Source organism: Paenibacillus camelliae (assembly GCF_023715345.1).
Classification (GTDB): domain Bacteria; phylum Bacillota; class Bacilli; order Paenibacillales; family Paenibacillaceae; genus Pristimantibacillus; species Pristimantibacillus camelliae.
On the sequence record NZ_JAMBNY010000004.1, the window covers coordinates 211979 to 235603 of the forward strand.

A 23625-nucleotide genomic window follows, 5' to 3' on the forward strand; every position below is an offset into this window, starting at 1 on the left:
CCTGTCCGAAATTGAAAAGAAGCTGGATAGAGAAACGGTGTTTCTCCATTCAGCTTCTTTTGTTTTCCTTCATTCGCTCCGTAAAGCGACTGGAGGAATGCTTTGCTTCCGAAGCGATGAATCACCATAACAGAATAGGTGTAAGATTTACCCCTTCACCGATCCGATCATCACACCCTTATCAAAGTACTTCTGAATAAACGGATAGACGAGCAGAACTGGCAGCGTAGAAATAATAATGACGCCATATTTAATCTGATCGGCGTAGCGCTGTGCATAGCCGCCCGCACTTCCTCCGGTGCCTGCACCTCCTGAGAATACCTGATTAGATAGCAGAATATCACGCAGCACGATTTGAAGCGGCTGCAGCTCATTGCTGCGAATATAGATCAGACCAGTGAAGAAGTTATTCCAGTGTCCAACCAGATAATATAGGCCGATAACAGAGATTAATGCCTTCGATAGCGGAAGAGCAACCGTCATAAAATACTTAAAGTGCGAGCAGCCATCCATCGCAGCGGCTTCATACAGCTCCTTAGGCAGTGAGTTTTCAAAAAACGTAAGTGCAATAATGAGATAAAACACATTAACGCAAAACGGAATAATGAACACCCACACCGTATTAATCAGATGAAGATCCTTCATAAGCAGATAGGTCGGAATTAAGCCGCCATTGAAAAACATCGTAAACACGAAAGCAAACATGATGTACTTTCCATACTTAAACTCCTTACGAGACAATACATAAGCAGCTGGCAAGGTTACAAGCAAATTTACGAGTGTGCCCGCAGCAGTATAGAAGATCGTGTTACGATAGCCGGTCCATATGCGGCTATCCTGAAAAATTTCAGAATATCCGAAAAAGCTAATGCCTTTGGGAAACAGCAATACTTTACCTGTCGAGACAAGCACAGAATCGCTGATCGAAGCGATGACGATAAAATACAGCGGGTACGCAATCAACAAAAATATAGCGGCACAGATCAGTCCAAGTACGATGGTGAAGCTGATCTCTGGTATAGATTTTGATCGAAGTGACATCGCGCTGCTCCTTTCTATATATGGTGCAACCAGCAGCCGATAACGCTGGCTAATACAGGCTCGTTTCAGACATTTTTTTCGAGATTGCGTTCATGCTAATTAGAAAAATAAAGTTGATAATCGTGTTGAACAGTCCGATCGCGGAAGCATAGCTGAATTGACTCGACACGATCCCAATCTTATAGACATACGTTGCAATAACCTCGGATACAGGCAAGTTTAATGAGTTTTGCATCAGAAATATTTTCTCAAAGCCAGTGCTTAAAATATTCCCCATGCTTAAGATGAACAGAATAATGATCGTTGGCTTCAGTGCAGGCAGATCGATATAGCGGACCATTTGCCAGCGACTTGCACCGTCCATCTTGGCAGAATCATATAGCTGCGGATCAACGGTAGACAGAGCAGCTAAGTAGATGATGCTGTTCCAGCCGCAATGCTGCCATATATCGGACAGGACGTATACAGGGATAAACGTATTGGTTGAAGCGAGTAGATTGATATGACCAAGACCAATCGCTTTCATAAAATGTCCCACGATTCCAGTTTCTGAAGAGAGAAGGACATTAAGCATACCAACTAGGACGATCACCGATATAAAATGCGGCAAGTAAACCGTCGTTTGCATCAGCTGCTTTGCACGTTTTATCCTGATTTGGTTAAGCAGCAGCGCTAATATAATTGGAGCAGGAAAGCCAATTACGATCGTTGCGAAGCTGATGAAAAATGTGTTTCGCATCAAGCTGCCGAATTGATAGTTTTCAATAAATTGCTGAAAGTAAGCGAAGCCTCGAAATTCTCCTCCTGTCAGCCCTTTACTAAAGTCAAAATCTTTAAAGGCAAGCTGAATGCCATACATCGGAATGTAGTTGAATATAAAGATCGCAGCAATGGCAGGGAGCACCATGAGCCATAGCTGATAATCACGGATAAAGGTGTTGCGAATAATAGATGGTTTCATAGGCAGCCTCCTAAAAGGAAGATGCTAGTAGGTCAGTACTAGCATCCTAACGTTCATTTGCTTACTTTCTAGCCTTATATTCTTCGAAGTAACGCTGCATAATTTCTAGGTTTTGCGGCAGGCCTGCTTTCTCAGCTTCCTGCACATAGCTGTCCCATTCTTGCTCGATCCCGCCAGACGTTACCCATTTGGCAAAGCTTGTATCGGCAAGATTCATTAGGTTTGTGTTGTTTAAGCTCATCGTATTATTGTCTTGGCTGGAGTACTTTATAAAGACGCTCGGATAGATGTCCTCCTCAGGGTTAATACGACTCAGCGCTTCCTGCAGAGATTCAGAGTGATCTAGCACCTCCTGCATATCAGTTCCGAGAGTTAGCTTAATGTCATCGGAGATATAGAAGGCACCGTTATCGGCCCAAGTTGATGTCCATTTCCATGTACCTGGGTCCATCTGAGGATCCTTCGGTGGGAGTACCGAATACGAGCCGTCACCATTGTCTGCGATGTTAGGACCAATTGATCCGAACAGCACTTGAATACCAACCTCAGGAGCATACAGCTCATTAATGAAGCGCATCGCAGCATCCTTCTTTTTTGACTTGGCGGACATGACAATCGCATTGGCACCATAATTCAGTGTGTTAAAGTCATAGCTCCACGACACATCACCGTTGTAAGAGGCGCTCCATTTTAACGGAGCCATCGACGTATACTGCGGCGCTAGCTGCTCCCCGAAGCGGTCAGATGCCACCCAGCCCCATGTAAAGCCGACCTTAGCGATATCTCCTTCACCGCGAGCAACGGATTGGAATTTCGTATAGTCATGTGTGAATACTTCCGTGTTAATGAGTCCAGCTGCATAAAGCTTGTTGAGAAACTTCACAAGCTCTTTATAGCGCTCATCCACTAGGAAATTTTTGACCTGACCATCCTCCACGAAGTAGCCTTGACCGCTAACATCGGAGGACAGGTTGATGCCCATGCCACCAAGCATTACGGCTGGATTGAAAAAACCGCCAATGCCACCGGGCCAGTCGACAGGAATCTCATCGTTAGGATCGCCATTGCCGTTTGCATCCTGTTCTTTGAAGGCTAGCAGTACATCGTACAGCTCATCCCAATTGGTAGGCATCTCTAAGTTCAAATGATCGAGCCAAGTTTGGTTAATGTATTGACGATTGACAGAGTCGGGCCAAAAGCGTTGATATTTAGGCAAGCCTAATATCCGGCCATCCGTTTGTGTAGCAATGACCTGGGTAGCAGGATTGTCCTCGAACATCTGCTGTACGTTAGGCGCTTGATCGAGCAGCTCGTTCAGATCCTGGAATAATCCATTAAACTGAGCAAAATCAGCATCGGTAATAACGTTTGGTCCAACAAATAAATCTGGAATATCGCCGCTTGCTAGCATCGGACCTTTTTTCTGTCCCCAATCTGCCGTAATTTCCTGCCATTCGATATCAACATTCGCTTTTTCTTCAATTTCTTGCAGCCATTCCATCTCGGCTAAAGGTTTAGTGAGTGCATGCTTCACCACAATAGCAGTGAGCTTCTCCTTCTTACCGCTTGGTGCTGCAGATCCGTTGCTTGGCTGGTTACTGCTGTCATTGCTGCACGCAGCGAGCAGTGTTCCAAGAAGTGTGAAGACAAGTAAAACGTACATCATCTTTTTCATAGTCGACCCCCCTAATCATAATGGAAGCCAAGCGTTTTATTTTTTCGCTGGAAGTGGATTCGGCCTGGCGATATCAGTGTAGTGCAGCGCGATACGCTTCGTAAACGAGCAAGATTTGAGTGATCCACAAAAATTGAAAGCGCTTAACTTAAGAGCTAATCCATCGCTTTACAGCTTCATTCCAGTATGTGCGTTTCAAAAAATGTAGATCGCTTTAATTTTTGTATATTCTACTTTATAAGCATAGAAAAAATAGGGAGCTGTATGCGTTCGATGATGAACGTTGGCAAACAGCTCCTGCTTTTTTGATCGTTCAAAACATCGATGTTACGATGCCGATCGATTCTGAACGACTATTTTATTGTTCGTGGTACATGGATTGTTCCGACGATTTTGCTTGCTCACGATATTGACCGGGTGGCATTCCGATAATTTTTTTGAAGGAGCGGATGAAGCTAGAAGCATTAATATAGCCAACCTGAAGTGCGATCGCTTCAATAGATTCCTCAGTGCTTTTCAGCAATTGGATCGATTGCTGAATTCTTAGCTGATCTGTATACTCTTTAAAATTTTGCCCCATCGACTTTTTAAAGTGATAGCTAAAGTTGGAAGGGGACATTTGAAATTGGTCAGCCATAAATTGTAGAGACAAATTTGGATCTGCCCAGTGCTCCTCCATTAAGGCGATAATTTGCTCAGATGGTGTGCGTCTTGCTGTATTAGGCAACGCCGCTAACGTAAGCTCACAAAGCTTGCGCGAGGTGTCCGACATAATATTGAGCATTTGATCAAGGGTATAGCGATGCTGAAACACGAATTCAATATGATTGAGGATAGAGCTGTTATCCTGCTGATGCTTTTCAAGTGCATTGAACAAAATGCTCATCGTATTTAGATAAATCGTTCGTCTAATATGCGGCAGCATTCCATCATTGCTCATATAGCTTTGTATTTGCTTGGTTAGCTGTTCGATCTGCTCGACATCGGTTTTAATAATAGCGAGCTCTAACGATTGCATCAGCTCCGTTTGATATGAGATCACACCTTGTGAAGATTGAAGCGCATCAGAATATTCCATAATCATCGTTGTCCGCTGGAAGCGTATTTGCTCTAGGCAGCGCGAAGCTTGAAGATAGGCAACGTAAAAGGACTGTGGCTGCTCATGGTTCAACTTATGCTTATTACTAATGCCAATCAAGCAATCTACATCGTATTGCTGCTTGAGCTGCTTTTGTAGCTCCTCAACACTTTGGAAGAGGGAAGCTTGCTTATGATGATTGAATATAATGATAAATTCACGATTGTATGTGCTTCTGACAATATGGATACTCATCAATTCATCGTTAGAGGAGGCTGCTTCTAGCTGCTCTCTACAGTATTGCAGCATACCGTTGTCTAGCTCTTGCTCAAGTAACACTGTGCTTACCGTAACATACGGATATGGAAAGTGAATATCGTATGGACTTGAGTCGATGCAGAAGCTATCCCAATCGTCGTACTGACCTAGCAGCAGCTCTAGTATTATTTGATCACGAATTTTCGGTTCTGTTAATTTGATCTTCTCGTCAAGTGTATCTCTCGTTATGGTCAGCTGATTGAGCGCGTAATGAATCGTATCAATTTCATTTAGCTTGTCGTTGTTCGTTGGCTCGAACAGGGTTGAAGCTGCATCAACCAAGCGCTTAATCGGCTCGTAATTATGACGCAATGATAGATATACGATGCCGGATGTAATGACGACAATAATGAGCAGCAGCAGTAAGGTCATATATTGAATATTTCTAACATCCTGAATGGTCTCCGTCACAGGCAGCAAGCGAATATAATGCCAGCCCGTGCTTTCTGAGACTTGCTCAGAGATTAAGTATTTGTCGGCATGGATCGTTTTTTCTATCGTGCCTTGAAGCTGTGCTTGCTCCGATTGCAGCACCGTATGAAAATCGGTAGCTTCGACCTCCTCACAGCCGATGGAGGCAACTAAGCAGCGTTTATCGTGATCTGTAATAATGAAGATTCCATTAGAATCCTCGCCGCTAGAGTTCATCATATCCAAAATCGTACGCTCTCTAACTAATATGAGGAGCGAGCCAGGAGATTGCTCACCGCCAAGTGGAAGTGGGAGAACAAAGCTTAGAAGCTTCACGCTATGGCCACCAGGCACAATGACAGATTCAACAGGTCGAACCATCGGGCTTGTCAGCTGCTGCAGCTCCTCATCCATTTGCGAAACAGGCCACTGTGCATAATAGTAGCCAACGCCTCTTCGATCAAAATCGTTCAGCGTGTATGCGCTTCCTTTATTGCTGAAAAAATATTGCGCATCCTTTAGATAGAGAAGCGCATTTTCAATAAAAGCGTCCGTTACATTGTATTTTTTCATTTCATTCATAATGATGATGTGCTGGTAGGGGTTGTCTGCAACCATATAGGGCTTAATGTCGCGATTGTGTAAAATCTCAGAGGGAAGGTTGTACACATACTTTGTAAAAATATCCATCGAATGCATGAGCTGCTCCGTAGAATGCTCGTTCCAATCGCTAGACTTTTCCTTAATAATGTTTGTCGTAAACGGATAGAAGAAGGCGAGTATGATAAGCAGAGGCAGCACGACTAACATGACATAGGAGACAAGTAATTTATGAAGAAGCCTTATATTTATTCTCATATTCATTCTCCATATCGTTGGTTAAGTGGATTGCAATACTTCATAAACCGCTGAACTGGTTGAATTATTATGAATAAATCAGTGGGAGTGTCTTACTATTATATAGTATATCTAGTCCAATATACATACACACAGCGCATATAGAAAGGGCTGTCTCTGGCGTTTAGGATAATGCGAGAGATAGCCCTTCTCGGCTTTGATGACGAAGCAATTTCAGGAAGTTTATTCGGCGTCGAATATGAGGTTCAACCGAAAACTACGTTGCTCACGTACCAAGAACGTACGCTGCGCTACTCGTTTTCTAGTAAGACTCCAGCGGAGCTTACCATCTCTAAAGCGACCCTCCTGACGAAGGAAGGTTCGAGCGTAGAGAAGGTAAGCGGAGCGCTGAATATGGAGAACAAACGAAGGAACCTCTCCACGGTTTGATCTTGAAAAGACTCCAGCGGAGCTAACCATCTCTAAAGCGACCCTCCTGACGAAGGAAGGTTCGAGCGTAGAGAAGGTAAGCGGAGCGCTGAATATGGAGAACAAACGAAGGAACCCTCCCAAGGTTTGATCTTGAAAAAACTCCAGCGGAGCTAACCATCTCTAAAGCGACCTCCTGACGAAGGAAGGTTCGAGCGTAGAGAAGGTAAGCGGAGCGCTGAATATGAAGAACAAACGAAGGAACCTCTCCAAGGTTTGAACTTGAAAAACTCCAGCGGAGCTAACCATCTCTAAAACGACCTCCTGACGAAGGAAGGTTCGAGCGTAGAGATGGTTAGCGGAGCGCTGAATGCCGAGCTTATTGAACCTTAATTAGATTTAATTAAAGCACTTGCTCAAGGAAACGAATCGCACGCTCGCTTTGCGGATTTGTAAAGAACTGATCCGGTGTAGCTGATTCTATAAGCTGGCCTTGATCTAGGAAATAGATCGTATCTGCAGCCTCTCGTGCGAATTTCATCTCATGTGTAACGATAAGCATCGTCATGCCAGAATCGGCAAGGTCTTTAATAACGTTCAGCACTTCCTTAACCATCTCTGGATCGAGTGCAGAGGTTGGTTCATCAAACAGCATAATTTCAGGCTCCATCGCGAGGGAGCGAGCAATGGCAACGCGCTGCTTTTGACCACCTGAAAGCTTGGACGGATAGCTGTCAGCCTTATCTGCAAGCCCAACCTTCGTTAGCAGCTCCATAGCCTTACGCTTAGCTTCCTCTTGAGAGATGCCCTTCACCTGTGTTGGTGCAAAGGTGATGTTCTCTAAAACCGTCATATGCGGGAATAAGTGAAAGTGTTGAAACACCATTCCGATATGCTGGCGAATACTTGCGACATCTGCCTTAGGCGAGGTAAGCTCTTGATCACCAATGAGGATCGTACCGCTTGTCGGCACCTCTAATAAATTCAAACAACGTAAAAAGGTTGATTTACCAGAGCCGGAAGGGCCGATAATCGCGACAACTTCACCTTTATTCACTGAAGTAGAGATCCCTTTAAGTACTTGTTGTTTTCCGTATGATTTTGTGAGTTGTTGTACTTTAATCACCGCGACGAAGTCTCCTTTCGAGCATGTGAGCCAATGATGTAAGAATGAGCACGAGCACGTAGTAGATCGCTGCTACAAGCAGAAGTGCTTCGAAGGCACGGAAGGTATCCGCTCGTACGATATCAGCACGACGCATGAGATCAGCGACCCCGATAATCGATACAAGTGACGATTCCTTAATTAGAGCCACACATTCGTTAACTAAGGCAGGCAATATGTTGCGCAGCGCCTGCGGGAAGATGATGGAGATCATCATTTTACGGTAAGGAATGCCTAGCGCCATTGCTGCTTCCTGTTGACCCTTGTCCACAGCCATAATTCCAGCACGAATCGTTTCAGACAAGTAAGCGGCTGAGTTCAGACCGAAGGCAAGTCCTGCAGCAAGCAAAGGTGGTATATCATAGCCTGTTAGCTGTGGTGTAGCATAATAAATTAATGTAAGCTGGACAAGCAGCGGCGTACCACGGAATATCGAAGTATAGCCGGTTGCGAACCACTTAAGCGGCTTAATGCCGGAAATTTTAAATAACGATAGGATGCTGCCGAGAATTAGACCAAGCAGCGCTGAAACAAGTGTGAATAGCAGCGTTACGCCAACACCCTTCAGGATGTAAGGGACATACCCTTGAAGCACGCTAAAGTCGATTAATGCTTTGCTGCTTTCAACGCTATCAACTTTTTTAGGCTCTGGCTCGGGAAACCACTGCTGAAGCAGCTCGTCCAATTTGCCGCTTTCCTTCATGTCAGCAATGACTGTATTGAATTCCTCGACATACGGTGAGCCTTTAGGAAAGGCAATAGCATAACCACCGTCATTGGCATCGGCAGGAAGAAAATTCATTACCAGCGAAGGATTGGCATTCGTCATTTCTACAGCGACTGCATCCTCTACGATAGCAGCAGCTATACGGTTAGAGTTAATTTCTAGTATAAGGTCAGCAATTTTGTTTAGCTTGCGAACCTCAGAAGCGTTAGGCACTTGATTAGCTACAGCTTCCTGCACAGAGCCAAGCTGTGCACCGACAACGAGACCTTCTAATGACTCGAGGGTTTCGTAATTATTGTCAGCTTTAGAGACAATCGTATTTCTTGCGAAATAATACGGATCAGAGAAATCTACGCTTTTTTTGCGTTCCTCTGTTGCGGACATGCCTGACATAACAAAGTCAACTCGACCCGTTTGCATTGCTGCAATTAGCCCGCTAAAGTCCATGCTTTGGATTTGCAGCTCATAGCCAAGCTCGCTTAATATCGTCTTAGCTATATCGATATCAAGCCCAATAATTTCACCGTTATTTTTTGCATCTACGCTTTCATATGGTGGGAAATCCGGTGAGGTACCCATAATTAATGTCTTCTTTGGCGTCTCAGCCGCTTCTTGTGCATATACGCTGAACATCGGGCTGAACAAAGCGAACAGTAGCACCAAAGCGATCATAGGTACATAAAACAATTTCTGCTTATTCATGATGACCTCTTCTTTCATTGTTAATATAACTAATCAATTATAGGTGCAAACGATAGGATTGTAAATGGTCTAGCAAGCGCGCTTTAGCTTGACTGACTGCAAGGAAAAAGAAAAAAAGTTAAAAAGTTGAATGCTAGGAGCTGGTATTGATATAATTTGATCGTTAGGCTTAACGAAACCTATTATATCCAGTTCATCGTAAGTCTACTATTATATATGGACAAAGTGCCATACATAGAAAGAAGGATGGATCGATGCTTCAATTGATGCGTTATTTGAGGCCGTATCTTTTTACGATTATCGCAATTATTATTTTGATATTAATGCAATCATTAGCGGATTTATATTTACCTACATTAATGTCAGATATCGTGAACAATGGGATACTCACAGGCGATACGGGCTACATATGGAAAATGGGTGGCTTTATGCTCGGAGTGTCTATCATCGGGACGATTGTATCCGTGCTTGCAAGCCTGTATGCCTCAAAGGTTTCATCATCATTCGGTAAGATAGTCCGACATGATGTGTTTGACAAGGTAGAGAGTTTTTCTCTTCAGGAGTTCGACAAGCTCGGTACTGCATCATTAATTACGCGTACAACGAATGATATTAATCAGGTGCAGCAGGTTATTTTAATGATTTTGCGCATGATGGTAATGGCGCCGCTTATGTGTATCGGCGGAATCATTATGGCACTGTACAAGGATGTACAGCTGTCGATGGTATTATTAGTTGTTCTGCCAGTGCTGGCGCTTGCCATCTTTATTATTGTACGCTTTGGCATGCCTCACTTTAAGATTATGCAGAAAAAGCTAGATCGCATTAATCTAGTGCTTCGTGAAGGATTAACGGGTATACGCGTTATTCGCGCCTTCAATCGTACCTCGTTCGAGGCAGGACGCTTTACCGATGCCAACAAAGATCTAATGAATACTGCCGTTAAAGTAAATCAGATTATGGCCTTTATGATGCCGGTCATGATGCTGATTATGAACGTATGTATTATTGCTATTGTGTGGTTTGGCAGTAAACGTATTGATATGGGACAGATGATGATTGGAGATTTAATGGCATTTATTCAATACGCGATGCAAATTATGTTCTCATTAGTGATGATGTCCATGATGTTTGTCATGCTGCCAAGAGCACAAGCATCTGCTGTAAGGATTAATGAGGTCCTCCATACGGAGCCTTCTGTTGTAGACAGCCATGAGCACAATAGAATTGCTGCTAATCCTGCTATGAAAGGAACGATAACCTTTCGTAACGTAAGCTATACTTATCCTGGCGCTGAAAAACCAGCCGTACACAACATATCCTTCGAGAGTAAACCAGGCGAAGTGACAGCGATTATCGGGGGAACAGGCTCAGGCAAAACAACATTGATCAATTTAATTGAGCGCTTCTTCGACTGTGATGAGGGTGAGGTCATGTTGAATGGAGTGGATGTGAAGCGCTGGGGACTTGAGGAGCTTCGCAATCAGATGGCTTTAGTTCCACAGAAAAATATGATTTATAGTGGTACCATTACGGATAACATCCGTTATGGCAAGGAAGATGCGACGGAGGAAGAGGTGCGTGAGGCAGCTGCCATTGCTCAGGCGCTCCCATTTATTGAAAGAATGGAGCATGGCTTCGACACGGTGCTATCGCAAGGTGGAACCAATATTTCCGGTGGTCAGAAGCAGCGCCTATCCATTGCTCGTGCCCTTGTTCGTAAGCCTTCTCTATATTTATTCGATGATAGCTTCTCCGCGCTTGATTACAAGACGGATGCTGCACTGCGCAGTGCGCTGAAGGAGCATGTTACGGATGCTGCAATGATTATCGTTGCTCAGCGTGTTAGCACAGTTATGCATGCTGAACAAATTATCGTGTTGAACGAAGGAGAAATCGTTGGCAAAGGCACGCATCAAGAGCTGCTAGAAACTAGCGATGTCTATCGAGAGATCGTTCAATCGCAGCTGTCAGAGGAGGAGAGCGCATGAGTAAAAGCCATAATGCACGTGGCGGAGCAAGTCGCCCGCCAGGACCGGGAGGTCCAGGTGGTCCTCCTGGCATGATGATGCCTGGGGTAAAGGCTAAAAACTTTAAAGGAACATTGAAGCGACTGTTGGGATATCTTAAACCATTCCGCCTCAGACTCTTTATCGTTTTGATAACGGCAATACTAAGCACTCTTTTCGCTATTATAAGCCCAAAGATTTTAGGGGAAGCGACGGACGTACTACTGGACGGATGGTTGGCTAAATTCAATAATGAGCCAGGCGCAGCAATTGATTTTCAGCGTATTGCTTATATATTAGCAATCCTTGCTGCCCTTTACGTCATCAGCTCACTCTTTGCATTTCTACAGCAGTATTTAATGGCTAGAGTTGCGCAGAAGGTAGTTTACGACCTGCGCGAAGATGTAAATTCGAAGCTTGGACGACTTCCATTAAGGTTTTTTGATGCAAGATCTAATGGTGATATATTAAGCCGAATGGTCAATGATGTGGATAACATCGCCAATACCCTTCAGCAAAGCTTAACGCAAATGATCACCTCAGTCGTAACGCTGCTCGGTATTATTATTATGATGCTAACGATTAGTCCATTGTTAACATTGATCCTTGTTCTTACGCTACCGCTTAGCTTTGTCGTCATTGCGCTAATTGCCAAGCAGTCACAAAAACACTTCAAAAGCCAACAGGACCAGCTTGGACAGCTGAATGGACATGTTGAAGAGATGTATACAGGACACACGATCATCAAGGCGTTTGGTCGAGAGAAACAATCGGTCGAGAAATTCCGCCAAATGAACGAGGTGCTGTATCATTCAAGCTGGAAGGCTCAGTTTATCTCTGGCATTATGTGGCCGTTAATGGGCTTTATCGGTAATATCGGCTACGTGCTGATTTGTGTAGTCGGCGGTATCCAGATGACAAAAGGAAATATTTCGGTAGGTAACATTCAAGCCTTTATACAATATGCAAGACAATTTACGCAGCCGATTATGCAGACGGCTAATATCGCTAACATTATTCAATCTACCATTGCTTCTGCTGAACGTGTATTCGAGCTTCTTGATGAAGAGGAGGAGCAGGAGCAAGCGCAACCGACGAAAAAAATCTCGAATCCGAAGGGAAATGTTTCGTTTGAGCATGTGCAGTTTGGATACAGCGACGATAAGCTGCTCATGAAGGATTTATCACTTGATGTGAAGAGCGGTCAGATGATCGCTATTGTCGGTCCAACGGGTGCAGGGAAAACTACACTTGTTAATTTGCTTATGCGCTTCTACAATATTCAAGGCGGTAAGATTACGATTGATGGGGAGCGGATCGAAAGCTTCAATCGTTCGTACGTACGTTCATTGTTCGGTATGGTGCTGCAGGATACGTGGCTGTTTAATGGCACGATACGAGACAATATTGCCTATGGCCGAGCGGGTGCTACGGAGGACGAAATTATCGCTGCTGCTAAGGCAGCGCATGCGGATCATTTTATTCGTACGCTGCCAGAGGGGTATGATACCGTGTTAAATGAGGAAGCATCCAACATCTCCTCAGGACAAAAGCAGCTGCTTACGATCGCACGAGCGATATTGGCTGATCCACCGATGCTCATTCTAGATGAAGCAACAAGCAGTGTCGATACACGAACAGAGCTGTTTATTCAGCAAGCGATGCATAATCTAATGCAGGGAAGAACGAGTTTTGTTATTGCTCATCGACTATCGACAATTAAAGATGCAGACCGTATACTGGTCATGAATCAGGGATCGGTCATCGAGCAGGGAACGCATGAAGAGCTGTTAGCTGCAGGGGGCTTTTATGCTGATTTGTACCAAAGCCAATTCGCCAATGGTGGAGCTGGTGAAGTTGAAATGGAAGAGTATCAAAGTTAGATTGGAGACGGAAACGACTAATGTATAACATCGAAATAGACCTGGTGGCAGATTGGGTCAGTATTGTGAAGGAAGTTTTTCGCGGAAGCGGCATCGTGCTAGAGGATGGGTTAACGACAGAGGATATAGCAGAAATATATTTCGCGCAATCGCTGCCTGAGGAGGAGGCTGTCTCTCTTGCTCATGAAACGCTGAAGCGACTGAAGGAGATGGAGCAGATCATTGCAGCTAACATGGATGAAGTCATCGTGCCTGATATTCGTAATCGTACAGGCTACGAAGGTGATACATTCCACTTTAGCTGGGTATTCGATCAAGGCGAGCATATCGTTGAGACCTATTCCGAGTACAGGATTCCGTTAACACAGGAGCCCCAGCAAAGCGAGTAGTTTAATCATAAAAGTAGGCGTCTCCCAGCCATTCTTCCAATGGTCAAAGGAGACGCCTATTTTATTACTGCTATGCTTGCTCATCGAGCTGAAGCTTTAATGTTACCGGACAATGATCACTGCCCATCACATGATCTTCGATCGTGGCCTCGACAATCCCACTTTTCAGCTGCTCTGATACGAGGAAATAGTCGATGCGCCATCCAATATTTCGCTCGCGAACTTTAGCCATAAAGGACCACCAGGTGAAACGGTCCTCCACCTCTGGGTAGAGATGGCGGAAGCTATCGACAAATCCTCTCTGCTGAAGGGAGGTCATGCAGCCGCGTTCCTCAAATGTAAAGCCTGAGTTGCCAATATTGGATTTTGCATTTTTCACATCTATGTCAAGATGCGCAACGTTTAGATCACCACAAATGATGACTGGCTTATTGCTGTTTAGCTCTGTCACATACTCTGCAAAGCGCTCTTCCCACTCTAATCGGTATGGTAATCGGGAAAGATCACGCTTAGCATTTGGTGTGTAAACGGTAATCAAGTAGAACGACTCATATTCAAGCGTAATGATACGTCCCTCAGGCTCTTCGTTCTGCTCGATGCCATAGTGGACAGATAACGGCTCGTGCTTCGTAAAAATCGCTGTACCAGAATAGCCCTTCTTCTGAGCGTAGTTCCAATACTGCTTGTATTCACTACCAAGATCAAGCTCAATTTGTCCTTCCTGCAGCTTTATTTCTTGTAAGCAGAAGAAGTCTGCATCATAACGATGAAAATGCTCGAGAAAGCCTTTCGTGACACAAGCACGCAAGCCATTTACGTTCCAGGAAACAAAGTTAAATTCTTTATTCATACGATATTCCTTTATGCGTGCTCAAAAAGACACTTTTTGAACATACTCTTTTTGTTAATAATAGTAGTTATTCGATTCTGAAAACAGTGCGATAGCAAAGACGACGATTAATAGAATAATACCGTATAAAACTGTACCAATAATACTTGTTACAAGACCGCTAATTGCAAGTCCTTTACCATCCTCTGGTCGTTGCTTTAGTTCTTTAAGCGATAGGGTACTGACGATAATACCAGCAATACCGATAAAGAAACCGATGTATGGAAGCATAATGGACGCAATACCAAGAATAAGAGAGACGATGGATTTTGTGTTTGTCTTTTTAGCCATATAAACAGGCTGTTGATATGGATAGCCGCCAGGCTGCTGTGGTGGATATTGGTATTGTCCTTGGTTATACTGCCCTTGCTGCTGACCATAAGGCGCTTGCTGATAATGCTGCTGTTGTTGCTGCTGCGTATATCCGCCTTGACCATAGGGAGCTTGGTCGTAATTTACTTGCTGCCCTTGTTGAAAACCGCCTTGCGGCTGCTGTCCTTGTTGATACGAATAAGGATTCTGGGCACCCTGCGGTGTTTGACCAGGTTGATTATATTGCTGCTGGTTAGGATCCTGCTCATAACGAGGCTGTTGTTCCTGTCCAGCTTGCTGTTGATTCGATTCACCTGCAGTCGAATTCGGTTGGGACGGATTCGCTTGATCGTCAAATGGTCCCCCGTTATTTGATTGCTCGCTCATTCATAATCCTCCTTGAGAGATACATAGTTATGTTTTCTATCATAACAAAGAATATGGTAATCAACAATGAACAACCAAATTTTTGAAAGTTATAACAGAAAGTTGACAACTGCTGTATCAAGGTTAATAATGCAATTTGTTAAGAACATGTAAAGAGAAGCTTTAATGAAGTAGGGAGTGAGTAAATGAAAGCATTAAGAGCACATCTAGGACTCGTATGGACCGTAACGTTAATGCTCAAGCTGCTGCTTTTTCGTCACATGGTGTTAAATGATTACTCATGGTACGGGATCGTTTCAGATGCTGCTGCGGTAGGTCTTATTATGGTAATACCTGCTTGTATATGGACAGGGGCATGGCGCAAAGTAACGCAAACCATTGCAGCAGTTGCCATATCTATACTATGGTTCGCTGTAGCTATTTATTATAGTTATTACGGAAATGTGCCGACATACTACACATTATCCAACCTCAATCAGGTGGGACAAATTCGGGAAAGCATCGCTTCATCCATTGAGCCATATATGCTACTGTTTTTTATTGATTTTGTCATTGTAGCGATTGTGCTGCTCATTTGGCGTGATAAGCAGGAAAAGCGCTCTATCCAATGGACAATCTCCAGTCGCAGCATATGGCGGCCTAGAATATATCCGATGCTTACTGCAGTTATATGCCTGCTGGTCGTTATATGTAGCTTATATAGCAGCAGACATATTGAGAACAGTCATGCATTAGCCAAAAGACTTGGTGTCATCACCTATCAGCTGGCATTCAACCAGACAAATGCAATGAAAGCTGTTCAACCGTCTGAGGAGGAGATTAGCGAGCTAAGAAAACAGGTGCAAGCGTGGCTAGACAGCCAAAGCGAGCCGGATCAATTGCTGTATAATGGTGCTGCAGCTGGCAGTAATTTAATCGCTATACAAGTCGAAGCGATGCAGAATTTCGTTATTGGACTTGAGGTGAACGGTCAGACGATAACGCCTTACCTTAACCAGCTGGCAGCAGAGCAGAGTCTGTATTTCCCACATATTTATCAGCAAATCGCTGAAGGCAATACATCGGATGCTGAGTTTATGATGAATACGGGAGCCTACCCTAGCGCGCTGCAGTCAACGAGCAAGCAGCTAACTGGAAAAAAAGCGTATAGCCTGCCAAGATTGCTTGCACAGCATGGGTATGAGTCGTACACCTTTCATGTGAATGACGTTACCTTTTGGAACCGTAATGAAATGTATCCCGCATTAGGGTTTACTGATTATTTCGATAAGCCTAGCTTTAAGAATGATGAATTTAACAGCTGGGGGGCTTCGGATGAACAGCTGTTTAAAGTAGCTCTACAGAACATGCTGGAGCTGGAGCAACGAGATCAACCGTTCTATGCACATCTTGTTACCGTATCTAGTCATCATCCCTTTAAAATTCCAGAGCAATATCAAATGTTAAACCTGCCTACTGAGCTTGAAGATACTCAGCTTGGACATTACCTCCAAGCGATTCACTACGTCGATCGTCAGCTGGAGCAGTTTATGAAACAGCTAGATGAGCATGGCTTGCTGGAAAAAAGCGTAGTAGCCATATATGGTGATCACTTTGGCTTGCAGCCAAAGGATAATCCGCCCGAGTGGGTTAGTGAGCAGCTAGGTATTCCATATCACGAGACGATAACAAGGATGAACATTCCATTCTTCATTCATGCTCCTAATGTTGCTGGAGAAGTGGTTGAGCAGGTAGGCGGACAGGTGGATATGCTGCCGACGGTGTTGAACCTGCTAGGAATAACGGAGAAAGGTTCAGAGCTTATTATATTTGGATCTGATCTGCTTAATGTTACGACGAATATTGTCGGTGCTAGATATTATTTGCCAACCGGTAGCTTTTTTAATGATGAGGTACTCTTTATTCCAGGAGAAGGCTTTAAGGATGGAAAGGCAGTATCTCTAGCGACGTTCGAGCCTGTCGCGCTAACTGATGCGCTGGAGAAGGAATACAACTATATTATTGAATTAATGTCAATTTCCGATCAATATACGACGTTATATCCTATTAGAGCTGCAGAATAACTTCTAAATATAAAAATTCTGAGAAAAATTTCAGAAAATGATGGAAACCTTGCAACCTTTTTCCGATGTGCTACGTTAGTAGATGCAGAGTGAAAAAATTTGAGGGGTGTAAACGCACAATGAAAAAATGGATGAAGACCAGTCTTGCCGTCTGTATGTCTGCGGCGTTGCTTGCAGGATGCAGCTTTGGAAGTAAAGGCAACAGCGGCAGTGAAACCGAACCGTCAACACTGAAAGTTATGTATTACGATGAGAGCTCCTTCTTTTCGGAGTATGGAATGGTATACAGTGCTGTTAATCCAGATGTTGAGATCGAAGTTGTTAACACGAGCAAAATTTATGAGCGTACGAATGATGGCGAAATTGACTATAATGAAGCGTACTTGCAGTTCATTGAAGAAGAAAAACCGGATGTCATTATGATTGAACCATCTCAGCTAACTTCTCTCGGAGATGAAGGTAAGCTGTATGACATTGAAAACTTTGTCAATGAAGAGAAGTACAATGCAGCTGGTCTTGTTCCAGGCTTAATTGATTCTATGAAAAATCTTGGTAACGGTAAGCTGTACGGAATTCCAACGAGCTTCTATAGTCAAGTGATCTACTATAATAAAGACCTGTTTGATGAATACGGCGTGCCGTACCCAACCGATCAGATGTCTTGGGCCCAAATCATTGATCTAGCTAAAATGTTCCCTACAGATGGGGAATATCCAGATCGTGTTTACGGCTTGAAAATGGGCTGGGGACAAGAGCTAAGCGAGATTGTTAATACTCTGTCTCAAGGTGAAAACCTACAAATGTTCAATGCGGATACACTGCAAATGACAATCGATACTCCAGCATGGAACTCGTTAGTAGAAACAGCGATTTCTGTAATGAACTCTAATTCTCTTTTCTATGATAACATCATGTGGGAAAATGAAGGTGCTATAAGTAATATGGATTATTATGCGCGTGATCCATTCTATTCTGGCAAACTAGCTATGCGTCTAGATGGAAACTACTTGATGCAAGAGCTTGAGAATCTATCAACTTATGCTCAAAACCCAGATGATTTAATTCAAAACTGGGATATCGTTACGGCTCCGGTAAGCTCAGCTAACCCGGAAGAATCCAGCTATATTAACTATCAAGGTATTTTTGCTATTAACAGCCAATCAACGAATATCGAGCAAGCTTGGAATTTTATTTCCTATATTACAGGTGACGAATATGCACGTGTGAAATCTAAAGTAACATATGGCAATATGCCGCTTCGCAGCACGTATATGAAGAAAGACGATGATCGTAACTACGATGCATTCTACAAAGTACGTCCATCCACGTACAACAATACGATGGATTATAATAAAGTTCCACAAATCTTCCAATTCGAGTTCTACAGCTTAATGCAGACAGAGCTAGCGAAAGTTAGCAGTGGTGAAACGACGGTTGCTGAAGCATTATCTACTTTGCAAATTAAAGGTGATGAGCTTCTTGCACAAGGAATGATGTCTCAGGAAGAAATGGATAAGTACTGGGAAGATAAATACGGTGAAGGTGGCGGCATGGAAGTATTACCTATGGACGTCGTCGAAACGGAAGAGATCGCTGAAGAAGAGGTAGTTGAGGAGTAAGGATATACGTTAACGAGCTAGCTCGTCATGAATAGTATTCTGACAGCTAGCTCGTTTTACTGTTATTTGCTTTGCAGGTAATCCATAAAGAGCTGTAAACGAATGGTAACCGAAGCTGGAGCTTGCTCGTGACCAAAGTAGCGGTAGACTTCAATGTTTTTGTCGCATGTAAGATGGTTATATGCAGCAAATATTGTAGACGGTGGTGTAATATCATCGACCAGACCGACAGTTAACCATGTATAGCATGTGATGCGAGGAGCAAGATTCATAATGTCAAAATAACTTAGCGTTTGCTTCGCATTTACTTCTAACTGAGGCGAACTGGAATTACGTCTGAAATATTCATTCAGCTCATAGTATGGACCATTAGGCGTCACATCAATAGCGCGCTCAAAGTTGGACAGGTAAGGGTAATCAGCAACGGCCAATACTGGAGTTTCAGATAGTGCTGCAGCCGCTAATGTAATAGCTCCGCCTTGGCTGCCGCCAGTAACTGCGATACGCGTTGCATCAACCTCAGGCTGCGCAGCAAGTACGTCTATTGCACGCACAGCATCCATGTAAACAGCTCGGTAGTAATATTCATATTTGTTCTGAATACCTTGAGTCATCCATCCTGTGTTATGTCCGTTGCTGGCAACGACATTGTTAATGGAGCCAGCAAATTGTCCACGGCAGAACATACGCAGCACAGCATAGCCCTTTAACGCTAGGTTCACTGCATGATGAACATCGCCATCATTGACCCAATTATAGCCATGGTACTCAACAATGCCCGGCAATGGATCGCTTTGTTCAGGGATTGCTAACACACCTTCAATTTGTGCGTCATTAAAGCCTTGGTAGTATATCCGATAAACCTTTAATCCTTTTACGGGGTAAGCGATTTCATGTCTTTCATAGGAAAGTGGAACCTGCGCCATTTCAGCTAGTGTTTCCTCCCAGAAGGAATCAAAGTCGGGTGCTGCGGTAGAGCTTGGTTTATAATGTCGCAGCTGCTCAAGCGGCATATCATATGGTTGTGGCATAGCATGTACTTCCTTTCATATATAATTGAACTAGTATACTAGTAAATTGTGCCACACTTATTGCACCGATACAATGCTAAATTGCTATAGCTATTAGTGGATGAGATACATATATTTGGTCTATTTACTGTCTACTAAAAATGAAGTAATATGAATACATATATGAAATGTTAAAAGATGGATACTTGATTCCGACTTATGTCTAGTATTGAATTAATACCTTGGGCGGTTACAGTGGATTGCAGAATAAGATATTGTTATGTTCATAAGATTCATTCAGGAGGTCAAATTTAGTATGGAGAAGGAAATCTATATTTTACTTACAAATACAGGTACATTGCTCGCCCGTTCTATTCAGTTTTGTACTGGTGAACAGTATAGCCACGTCTCCATAGCATTTGACACGGAGCTCAAAGAGGTATACAGCTTTGGACGTAAGGATCAAGCGAATCCATGGATCGGTGGATTTGTTCAGGAGGATGTTCGCGGACCTTTATTTCACAATTCGCCGTGCAAACTCTATAAGTTGCAGATAGACGAGCAGGCATATACTAATATTCGAGAACAAATTGATAGCTTTATGAGAGATGAAGACAAATACCATTACAACTTTCTAGGTATCCTTGCTGTACTTTTTGGTATCCACTGGCAGCGTAAGGATCATTATTTTTGCTCGCAATTTGTTAATAGTATTCTACAGCAGGCAAATGTGCATATTATTAATAAATTGCCTACGCTTACGACACCGGCTGATTTTATGTCAGCTAAAATGGAGCTGATGTATCAAGGCAGCCTTCATTCTTATATCGGTACGCTGTACAATTCGCGTCGCAGAAAGCAATTTCGTACAGCCTAAGCATTCTTTCTCAAAAAAGGATGCTTTTTTTTATGTTATTTAGACTAGCGAGTATATACATGGTTGAGGTGAATAGTAAATGGTTAATATTCTGATAGCGGAGGATGACGAGGATATCGCAAAGCTGATCGCGATGCATTTAGAGCAGGAGGGCTATTCGGTTGTGATTAAACAAGATGGTCTTTCAGCGCTTAACTATGCAAGCAGTCATCCTGTAAGTCTAATCATTATGGATATTATGATGCCAGAGCTGGACGGGCATCAGGTAACGAAAAAATTACGAGAGCACTACACGATGCCTATTATTTTCCTTAGTGCGAAAACAACAGATATGGATAAAATTACGGGGCTTGTTATTGGAGCGGATGATTATGTAACAAAGCCCTTTAATCCGATGGAGCTTGTCGCTCGAGTCAATGCCCAGCTGAGAAGATATCGGATGCTAGCTCAACCTAATCCGACAGAGAGCACGGTGCTCGAGCGTAATGGTCTACGTATTGATATTGATGCTCGTACAGTTCAGCTATATGACCGAGAAATTGAGCTAACGCCCAAGGAATTTGATATCCTGCATTTGCTCGCTCAGCATCCGAAAAAAGTGTTTAGCTCTGAAAATATATTTGTCCATGTGTGGGGCGAATCCTATATGGATTCGGCAAATACAGTGATGGTACATATCCGGACATTGCGGAAGAAGCTAGGTGAAGATAAAAATAAGTGGATCAAAACAGTATGGGGAGTGGGGTACAGCTTCAATGGATAATAGGCTGAAGAGGATCGTTGGCAGAGGAAGCTTTCGGACAAAAATGCTGGGCGCATTTGCACTGAGTATGCTGATCTCAGCTTCTACGACTTACCTATTGTATCTAGCATTGAGGCAATATTACCGCAGCTATGTCTATATGGAGGATCCGCTGGCAGGCTGGAGGCATTGGATGGCTGAGATCGGTGATCTCAATGTATTTTTAATGATCTTCATACCACAATCTATTATTATGTTTTACCTTATTACAAGGCCATACGTGAAATACTTTAATAATATTTCAGAGGGGATACATCATTTAGCCAGCGGTAATTTTACACATAAAGTAGAGCTGTCAACGAATGATGAGCTGCAGCAAATTGCTGATGATATTAATCGAGCTGCAGAAAAGCTGCAGGAAGCAACCCGCAGAGGAGATGTCGCAGAGCAAAGCAAGGACCAGCTTATCATGAATCTTGCTCATGACTTGCGCACACCACTTACCTCGGTCATCGGATATTTAAGCTATATTTTACAGCATGACACGCTTGACCAAGAGCGCAGCAAGCATTATACAACCATCGCCTATGCTAAATCGAAACGGCTAGAAAGCTTAATTGAGCAGCTGTTCGAGATCACCCGTATGAACTATGGACATATTACCCTTCATCATGAGCCGATAGATATCGGTGAACTGCTAACACAGCTAGTTGAAGAAATGTCCCCAATGTTCGAAGCGCATCATGTACAAGGTCGTATTCAGCTAGACGGTGATCTTAATCTAAATGCGGATGGTGAGCTGCTCGCGCGCGTGTTTGAAAATTTACTCAGCAATGCTGCACGCTACGGCAGCGATGGCTTATATATTGACGTAACTGTCGAACGTCAAGCGGACAACATAGTAATCGAAGTAACGAATTATGGTGCCATGATCGAGGAAGAAGACATGAAGCATTTATTTGATCTGTTTTACAAAGGGGATCGATCCCGCACACACCAGGAAGGCAATAGTACAGGCCTTGGCCTATACATTGCGAAAAACATCATCGAGCAGCACGGGGGCTCGATTGGGGTGGGGAGTGACGTAACACGAACAAGCTTTACCATAACCCTCCCTGTAGGGGTAGGTTCAAATGTACGACTTTGATGACGATGTTGATTCTTTGTAGCTTAATCGGCGGCGAATATGTGACGCTACCGAAACCTCCGGTGCTCACGTACTAACTACCGTACGCTGCGCTCCTCGGTTTCTAGTATCGTCCCATCTTCTTGGTCCTGAAAGCCGAGCATTTGAACCCCTTATTGGAAGATGTCGGTTCAAATATCCGACTTTGATGACGATGTTGATTCTTTGTAGTGTATTCGACGGCGAATCTTGAACGCTAGCGAAAATTCCGTTGCTCACGTACCAAATACGTACGCTGCGCTCCTCATTTTCTAACTAGCGGTCAAGCTTCTTGGTCCTGAAAGCCGAACGTTTGAACCCCTTATTGGAAGATGTCGGTTCAAAAGTTCAGCTTTGATGACGATGTTGCTTCTTTGTAGCGTATTCGACGGCGAATATGAGGTTCAACCGAGAACTCCGTTGCTCACGTACCAAGAATGTACGCTGCGCTACTCGTTCTCTAGTTTTACCTCATCTTCTTGGTCCTGAAAGCCGAACATTTGAACCCTTATTGGAAGATGTCGGTTCAAAAGTTCAGCTTTGATGACGATGTGTTGCGTTGTAGCATAGTCGACGTGAATCGAAAGGCGAGGAGTACTTGCTTGCAAGGAAAGAGCTTCAGCTCCGCTCAATGTCCCATCAGCGCCCCTCATTCCGTGAGAATGTTAAGCGATGGAGACATTGAATGTTGAGCGCTGACATACTAATGCAGCTCCGATTAAACCCTCAAATCATGAAGGACGTAGCACACGCGTGCAAAAAAATGCTTCAGCTTTTGCTACATATCACCAAAAGCGCCCCTCATTCCGTAGGAATGTTTAAGCGTTGGAGATATACAGCGAAGCGAGCGGAAGTTCAAAAAGCCCGACTTTGATGACGATGTTGCTTCATGGTAGCTTAATCGGCGGCGAATATGTGACGCTACCGAACCCTCCG

Annotated in this window: 18 protein-coding genes; 9 read left to right on the top strand and 9 right to left on the bottom strand. The window is 43.7% G+C overall.

Annotated features, from left to right (window positions below):
* Positions 1–147 precede the first annotated feature (147 nt).
* The 4 genes from M3180_RS10535 to M3180_RS10550 all read right to left on the bottom strand — a co-directional run bounded on the left by M3180_RS10535 (position 148) and on the right by M3180_RS10550 (position 6342).
* Entirely contained in the window at positions 148–1041 is an 894-nt protein-coding gene (locus M3180_RS10535) for a carbohydrate ABC transporter permease (RefSeq protein WP_251667407.1), read from the bottom strand.
* Positions 1042–1090: 49 nt separating this feature from the next.
* Positions 1091–2002: an ABC transporter permease gene (locus M3180_RS10540; RefSeq protein WP_251667408.1), complete on the bottom strand. Its 912-nt coding sequence runs from the start codon at positions 2000–2002 to the stop codon at positions 1091–1093.
* A gap of 61 nt (positions 2003–2063) precedes the next feature.
* A complete protein-coding gene (locus tag M3180_RS10545; RefSeq protein ID WP_251667409.1) occupies positions 2064–3677 on the bottom strand; it encodes an extracellular solute-binding protein in 1614 nt (537 codons plus the stop codon).
* Positions 3678–4035: 358 nt separating this feature from the next.
* Positions 4036–6342 carry a helix-turn-helix domain-containing protein gene (locus tag M3180_RS10550; RefSeq protein ID WP_251667410.1) on the bottom strand — a complete coding sequence of 769 codons (2307 nt, stop codon included), beginning with the start codon at positions 6340–6342 and terminating at the stop codon, positions 4036–4038.
* 171 nt (positions 6343–6513) lie between these two features.
* Between M3180_RS10550 and M3180_RS10555 the strand changes: the two genes are divergently transcribed.
* Entirely contained in the window at positions 6514–6771 is a 258-nt protein-coding gene (locus M3180_RS10555) for a hypothetical protein (RefSeq protein WP_251667411.1), read from the top strand.
* Positions 6772–7153: 382 nt separating this feature from the next.
* Here the strand turns inward: M3180_RS10555 and M3180_RS10560 are convergent, their stop codons facing one another.
* Both M3180_RS10560 and M3180_RS10565 read right to left on the bottom strand, forming a co-directional pair.
* Positions 7154–7876, bottom strand: a complete 723-nt coding sequence (locus M3180_RS10560) for an amino acid ABC transporter ATP-binding protein (RefSeq protein WP_251667412.1) — start codon at positions 7874–7876, stop codon at positions 7154–7156.
* Positions 7869–9344, bottom strand: a complete 1476-nt coding sequence (locus M3180_RS10565; RefSeq protein WP_251667413.1) for an ABC transporter substrate-binding protein/permease — start codon at positions 9342–9344, stop codon at positions 7869–7871. The genes M3180_RS10560 and M3180_RS10565 overlap by 8 nt, the downstream gene beginning before the upstream one ends.
* A gap of 254 nt (positions 9345–9598) precedes the next feature.
* Between M3180_RS10565 and M3180_RS10570 the strand changes: the two genes are divergently transcribed.
* Genes M3180_RS10570 through M3180_RS10580 form a run of 3 tightly spaced genes read left to right on the top strand, consistent with a single transcriptional unit; the run spans position 9599 to position 13625 of the window.
* On the top strand, positions 9599–11335 hold the full coding sequence (locus M3180_RS10570; protein ID WP_251667414.1) for an ABC transporter ATP-binding protein: 1737 nt from the start codon (positions 9599–9601) through the stop codon (positions 11333–11335).
* Positions 11332–13236, top strand: a complete 1905-nt coding sequence (locus M3180_RS10575) for an ABC transporter ATP-binding protein (RefSeq protein WP_251667415.1) — start codon at positions 11332–11334, stop codon at positions 13234–13236. The genes M3180_RS10570 and M3180_RS10575 overlap by 4 nt, the downstream gene beginning before the upstream one ends.
* Positions 13237–13256: 20 nt before the next feature.
* Entirely contained in the window at positions 13257–13625 is a 369-nt protein-coding gene (locus M3180_RS10580; protein ID WP_251667416.1) for a hypothetical protein, read from the top strand.
* Positions 13626–13695: 70 nt separating this feature from the next.
* Here M3180_RS10580 and M3180_RS10585 read toward each other — a convergent pair whose 3' ends face one another.
* Positions 13696–14475 carry an exodeoxyribonuclease III gene (locus tag M3180_RS10585; RefSeq protein WP_251667417.1) on the bottom strand — a complete coding sequence of 260 codons (780 nt, stop codon included), beginning with the start codon at positions 14473–14475 and terminating at the stop codon, positions 13696–13698.
* A 54-nt stretch (positions 14476–14529) separates the two neighbouring features.
* Complete coding sequence (locus M3180_RS10590; RefSeq protein ID WP_251667418.1) at positions 14530–15213, bottom strand: DUF4190 domain-containing protein; 684 nt, start codon at positions 15211–15213, stop codon at positions 14530–14532.
* A 185-nt stretch (positions 15214–15398) separates the two neighbouring features.
* Here M3180_RS10590 and M3180_RS10595 point away from each other — a divergent pair, with 185 nt between their 5' ends.
* Positions 15399–17276 carry an LTA synthase family protein gene (locus M3180_RS10595; RefSeq protein WP_251667419.1) on the top strand — a complete coding sequence of 626 codons (1878 nt, stop codon included), beginning with the start codon at positions 15399–15401 and terminating at the stop codon, positions 17274–17276.
* A 119-nt stretch (positions 17277–17395) separates the two neighbouring features.
* Complete coding sequence (locus tag M3180_RS10600) at positions 17396–18895, top strand: ABC transporter substrate-binding protein (RefSeq protein WP_251667420.1); 1500 nt, start codon at positions 17396–17398, stop codon at positions 18893–18895.
* A gap of 62 nt (positions 18896–18957) precedes the next feature.
* Here M3180_RS10600 and M3180_RS10605 read toward each other — a convergent pair whose 3' ends face one another.
* Positions 18958–19926 (bottom strand): acetylxylan esterase, encoded by a 969-nt coding sequence (locus M3180_RS10605; RefSeq protein ID WP_251667421.1) that lies wholly within the window; start codon positions 19924–19926, stop codon positions 18958–18960.
* Positions 19927–20221: 295 nt separating this feature from the next.
* Here M3180_RS10605 and M3180_RS10610 point away from each other — a divergent pair, with 295 nt between their 5' ends.
* From M3180_RS10610 to M3180_RS10620, 3 genes are all read left to right on the top strand, one after another.
* Positions 20222–20782, top strand: a complete 561-nt coding sequence (locus tag M3180_RS10610) for a hypothetical protein (protein WP_251667422.1) — start codon at positions 20222–20224, stop codon at positions 20780–20782.
* Positions 20783–20861: 79 nt separating this feature from the next.
* Positions 20862–21545 (top strand): response regulator transcription factor, encoded by a 684-nt coding sequence (locus tag M3180_RS10615; RefSeq protein WP_251667423.1) that lies wholly within the window; start codon positions 20862–20864, stop codon positions 21543–21545.
* Positions 21538–22671 carry a HAMP domain-containing sensor histidine kinase gene (locus M3180_RS10620; protein WP_251667424.1) on the top strand — a complete coding sequence of 378 codons (1134 nt, stop codon included), beginning with the start codon at positions 21538–21540 and terminating at the stop codon, positions 22669–22671. Before M3180_RS10615 ends, M3180_RS10620 begins: the two co-directional genes overlap by 8 nt.
* The last annotated feature ends 954 nt before the right edge of the window (positions 22672–23625 follow it).

Excerpts from the sequence above, each read along its gene's own strand:
- M3180_RS10565 (WP_251667413.1), bottom strand. The coding sequence starts at position 9,344 with ATGAATAAGCAGAAATTGTTTTATGTACCTATGATCGCTTTGGTGCTA.
- M3180_RS10600 (WP_251667420.1), top strand. The coding sequence starts at position 17,396 with ATGAAAAAATGGATGAAGACCAGTCTTGCCGTCTGTATGTCTGCGGCG.
- M3180_RS10545 (WP_251667409.1), bottom strand. The coding sequence starts at position 3,677 with ATGAAAAAGATGATGTACGTTTTACTTGTCTTCACACTTCTTGGAACA.
- M3180_RS10540 (WP_251667408.1), bottom strand. The coding sequence starts at position 2,002 with ATGAAACCATCTATTATTCGCAACACCTTTATCCGTGATTATCAGCTA.
- M3180_RS10605 (WP_251667421.1), bottom strand. The coding sequence starts at position 19,926 with ATGCCACAACCATATGATATGCCGCTTGAGCAGCTGCGACATTATAAA.
- M3180_RS10610 (WP_251667422.1), top strand. The coding sequence starts at position 20,222 with ATGGAGAAGGAAATCTATATTTTACTTACAAATACAGGTACATTGCTC.
- M3180_RS10570 (WP_251667414.1), top strand. The coding sequence starts at position 9,599 with ATGCTTCAATTGATGCGTTATTTGAGGCCGTATCTTTTTACGATTATC.
- M3180_RS10590 (WP_251667418.1), bottom strand. The coding sequence starts at position 15,213 with ATGAGCGAGCAATCAAATAACGGGGGACCATTTGACGATCAAGCGAAT.
- M3180_RS10580 (WP_251667416.1), top strand. The coding sequence starts at position 13,257 with ATGTATAACATCGAAATAGACCTGGTGGCAGATTGGGTCAGTATTGTG.
- M3180_RS10595 (WP_251667419.1), top strand. The coding sequence starts at position 15,399 with ATGAAAGCATTAAGAGCACATCTAGGACTCGTATGGACCGTAACGTTA.
- M3180_RS10535 (WP_251667407.1), bottom strand. The coding sequence starts at position 1,041 with ATGTCACTTCGATCAAAATCTATACCAGAGATCAGCTTCACCATCGTA.
- M3180_RS10555 (WP_251667411.1), top strand. The coding sequence starts at position 6,514 with ATGCGAGAGATAGCCCTTCTCGGCTTTGATGACGAAGCAATTTCAGGA.
- M3180_RS10585 (WP_251667417.1), bottom strand. The coding sequence starts at position 14,475 with ATGAATAAAGAATTTAACTTTGTTTCCTGGAACGTAAATGGCTTGCGT.
- M3180_RS10620 (WP_251667424.1), top strand. The coding sequence starts at position 21,538 with ATGGATAATAGGCTGAAGAGGATCGTTGGCAGAGGAAGCTTTCGGACA.
- M3180_RS10615 (WP_251667423.1), top strand. The coding sequence starts at position 20,862 with ATGGTTAATATTCTGATAGCGGAGGATGACGAGGATATCGCAAAGCTG.
- M3180_RS10575 (WP_251667415.1), top strand. The coding sequence starts at position 11,332 with ATGAGTAAAAGCCATAATGCACGTGGCGGAGCAAGTCGCCCGCCAGGA.
- M3180_RS10550 (WP_251667410.1), bottom strand. The coding sequence starts at position 6,342 with ATGAGAATAAATATAAGGCTTCTTCATAAATTACTTGTCTCCTATGTC.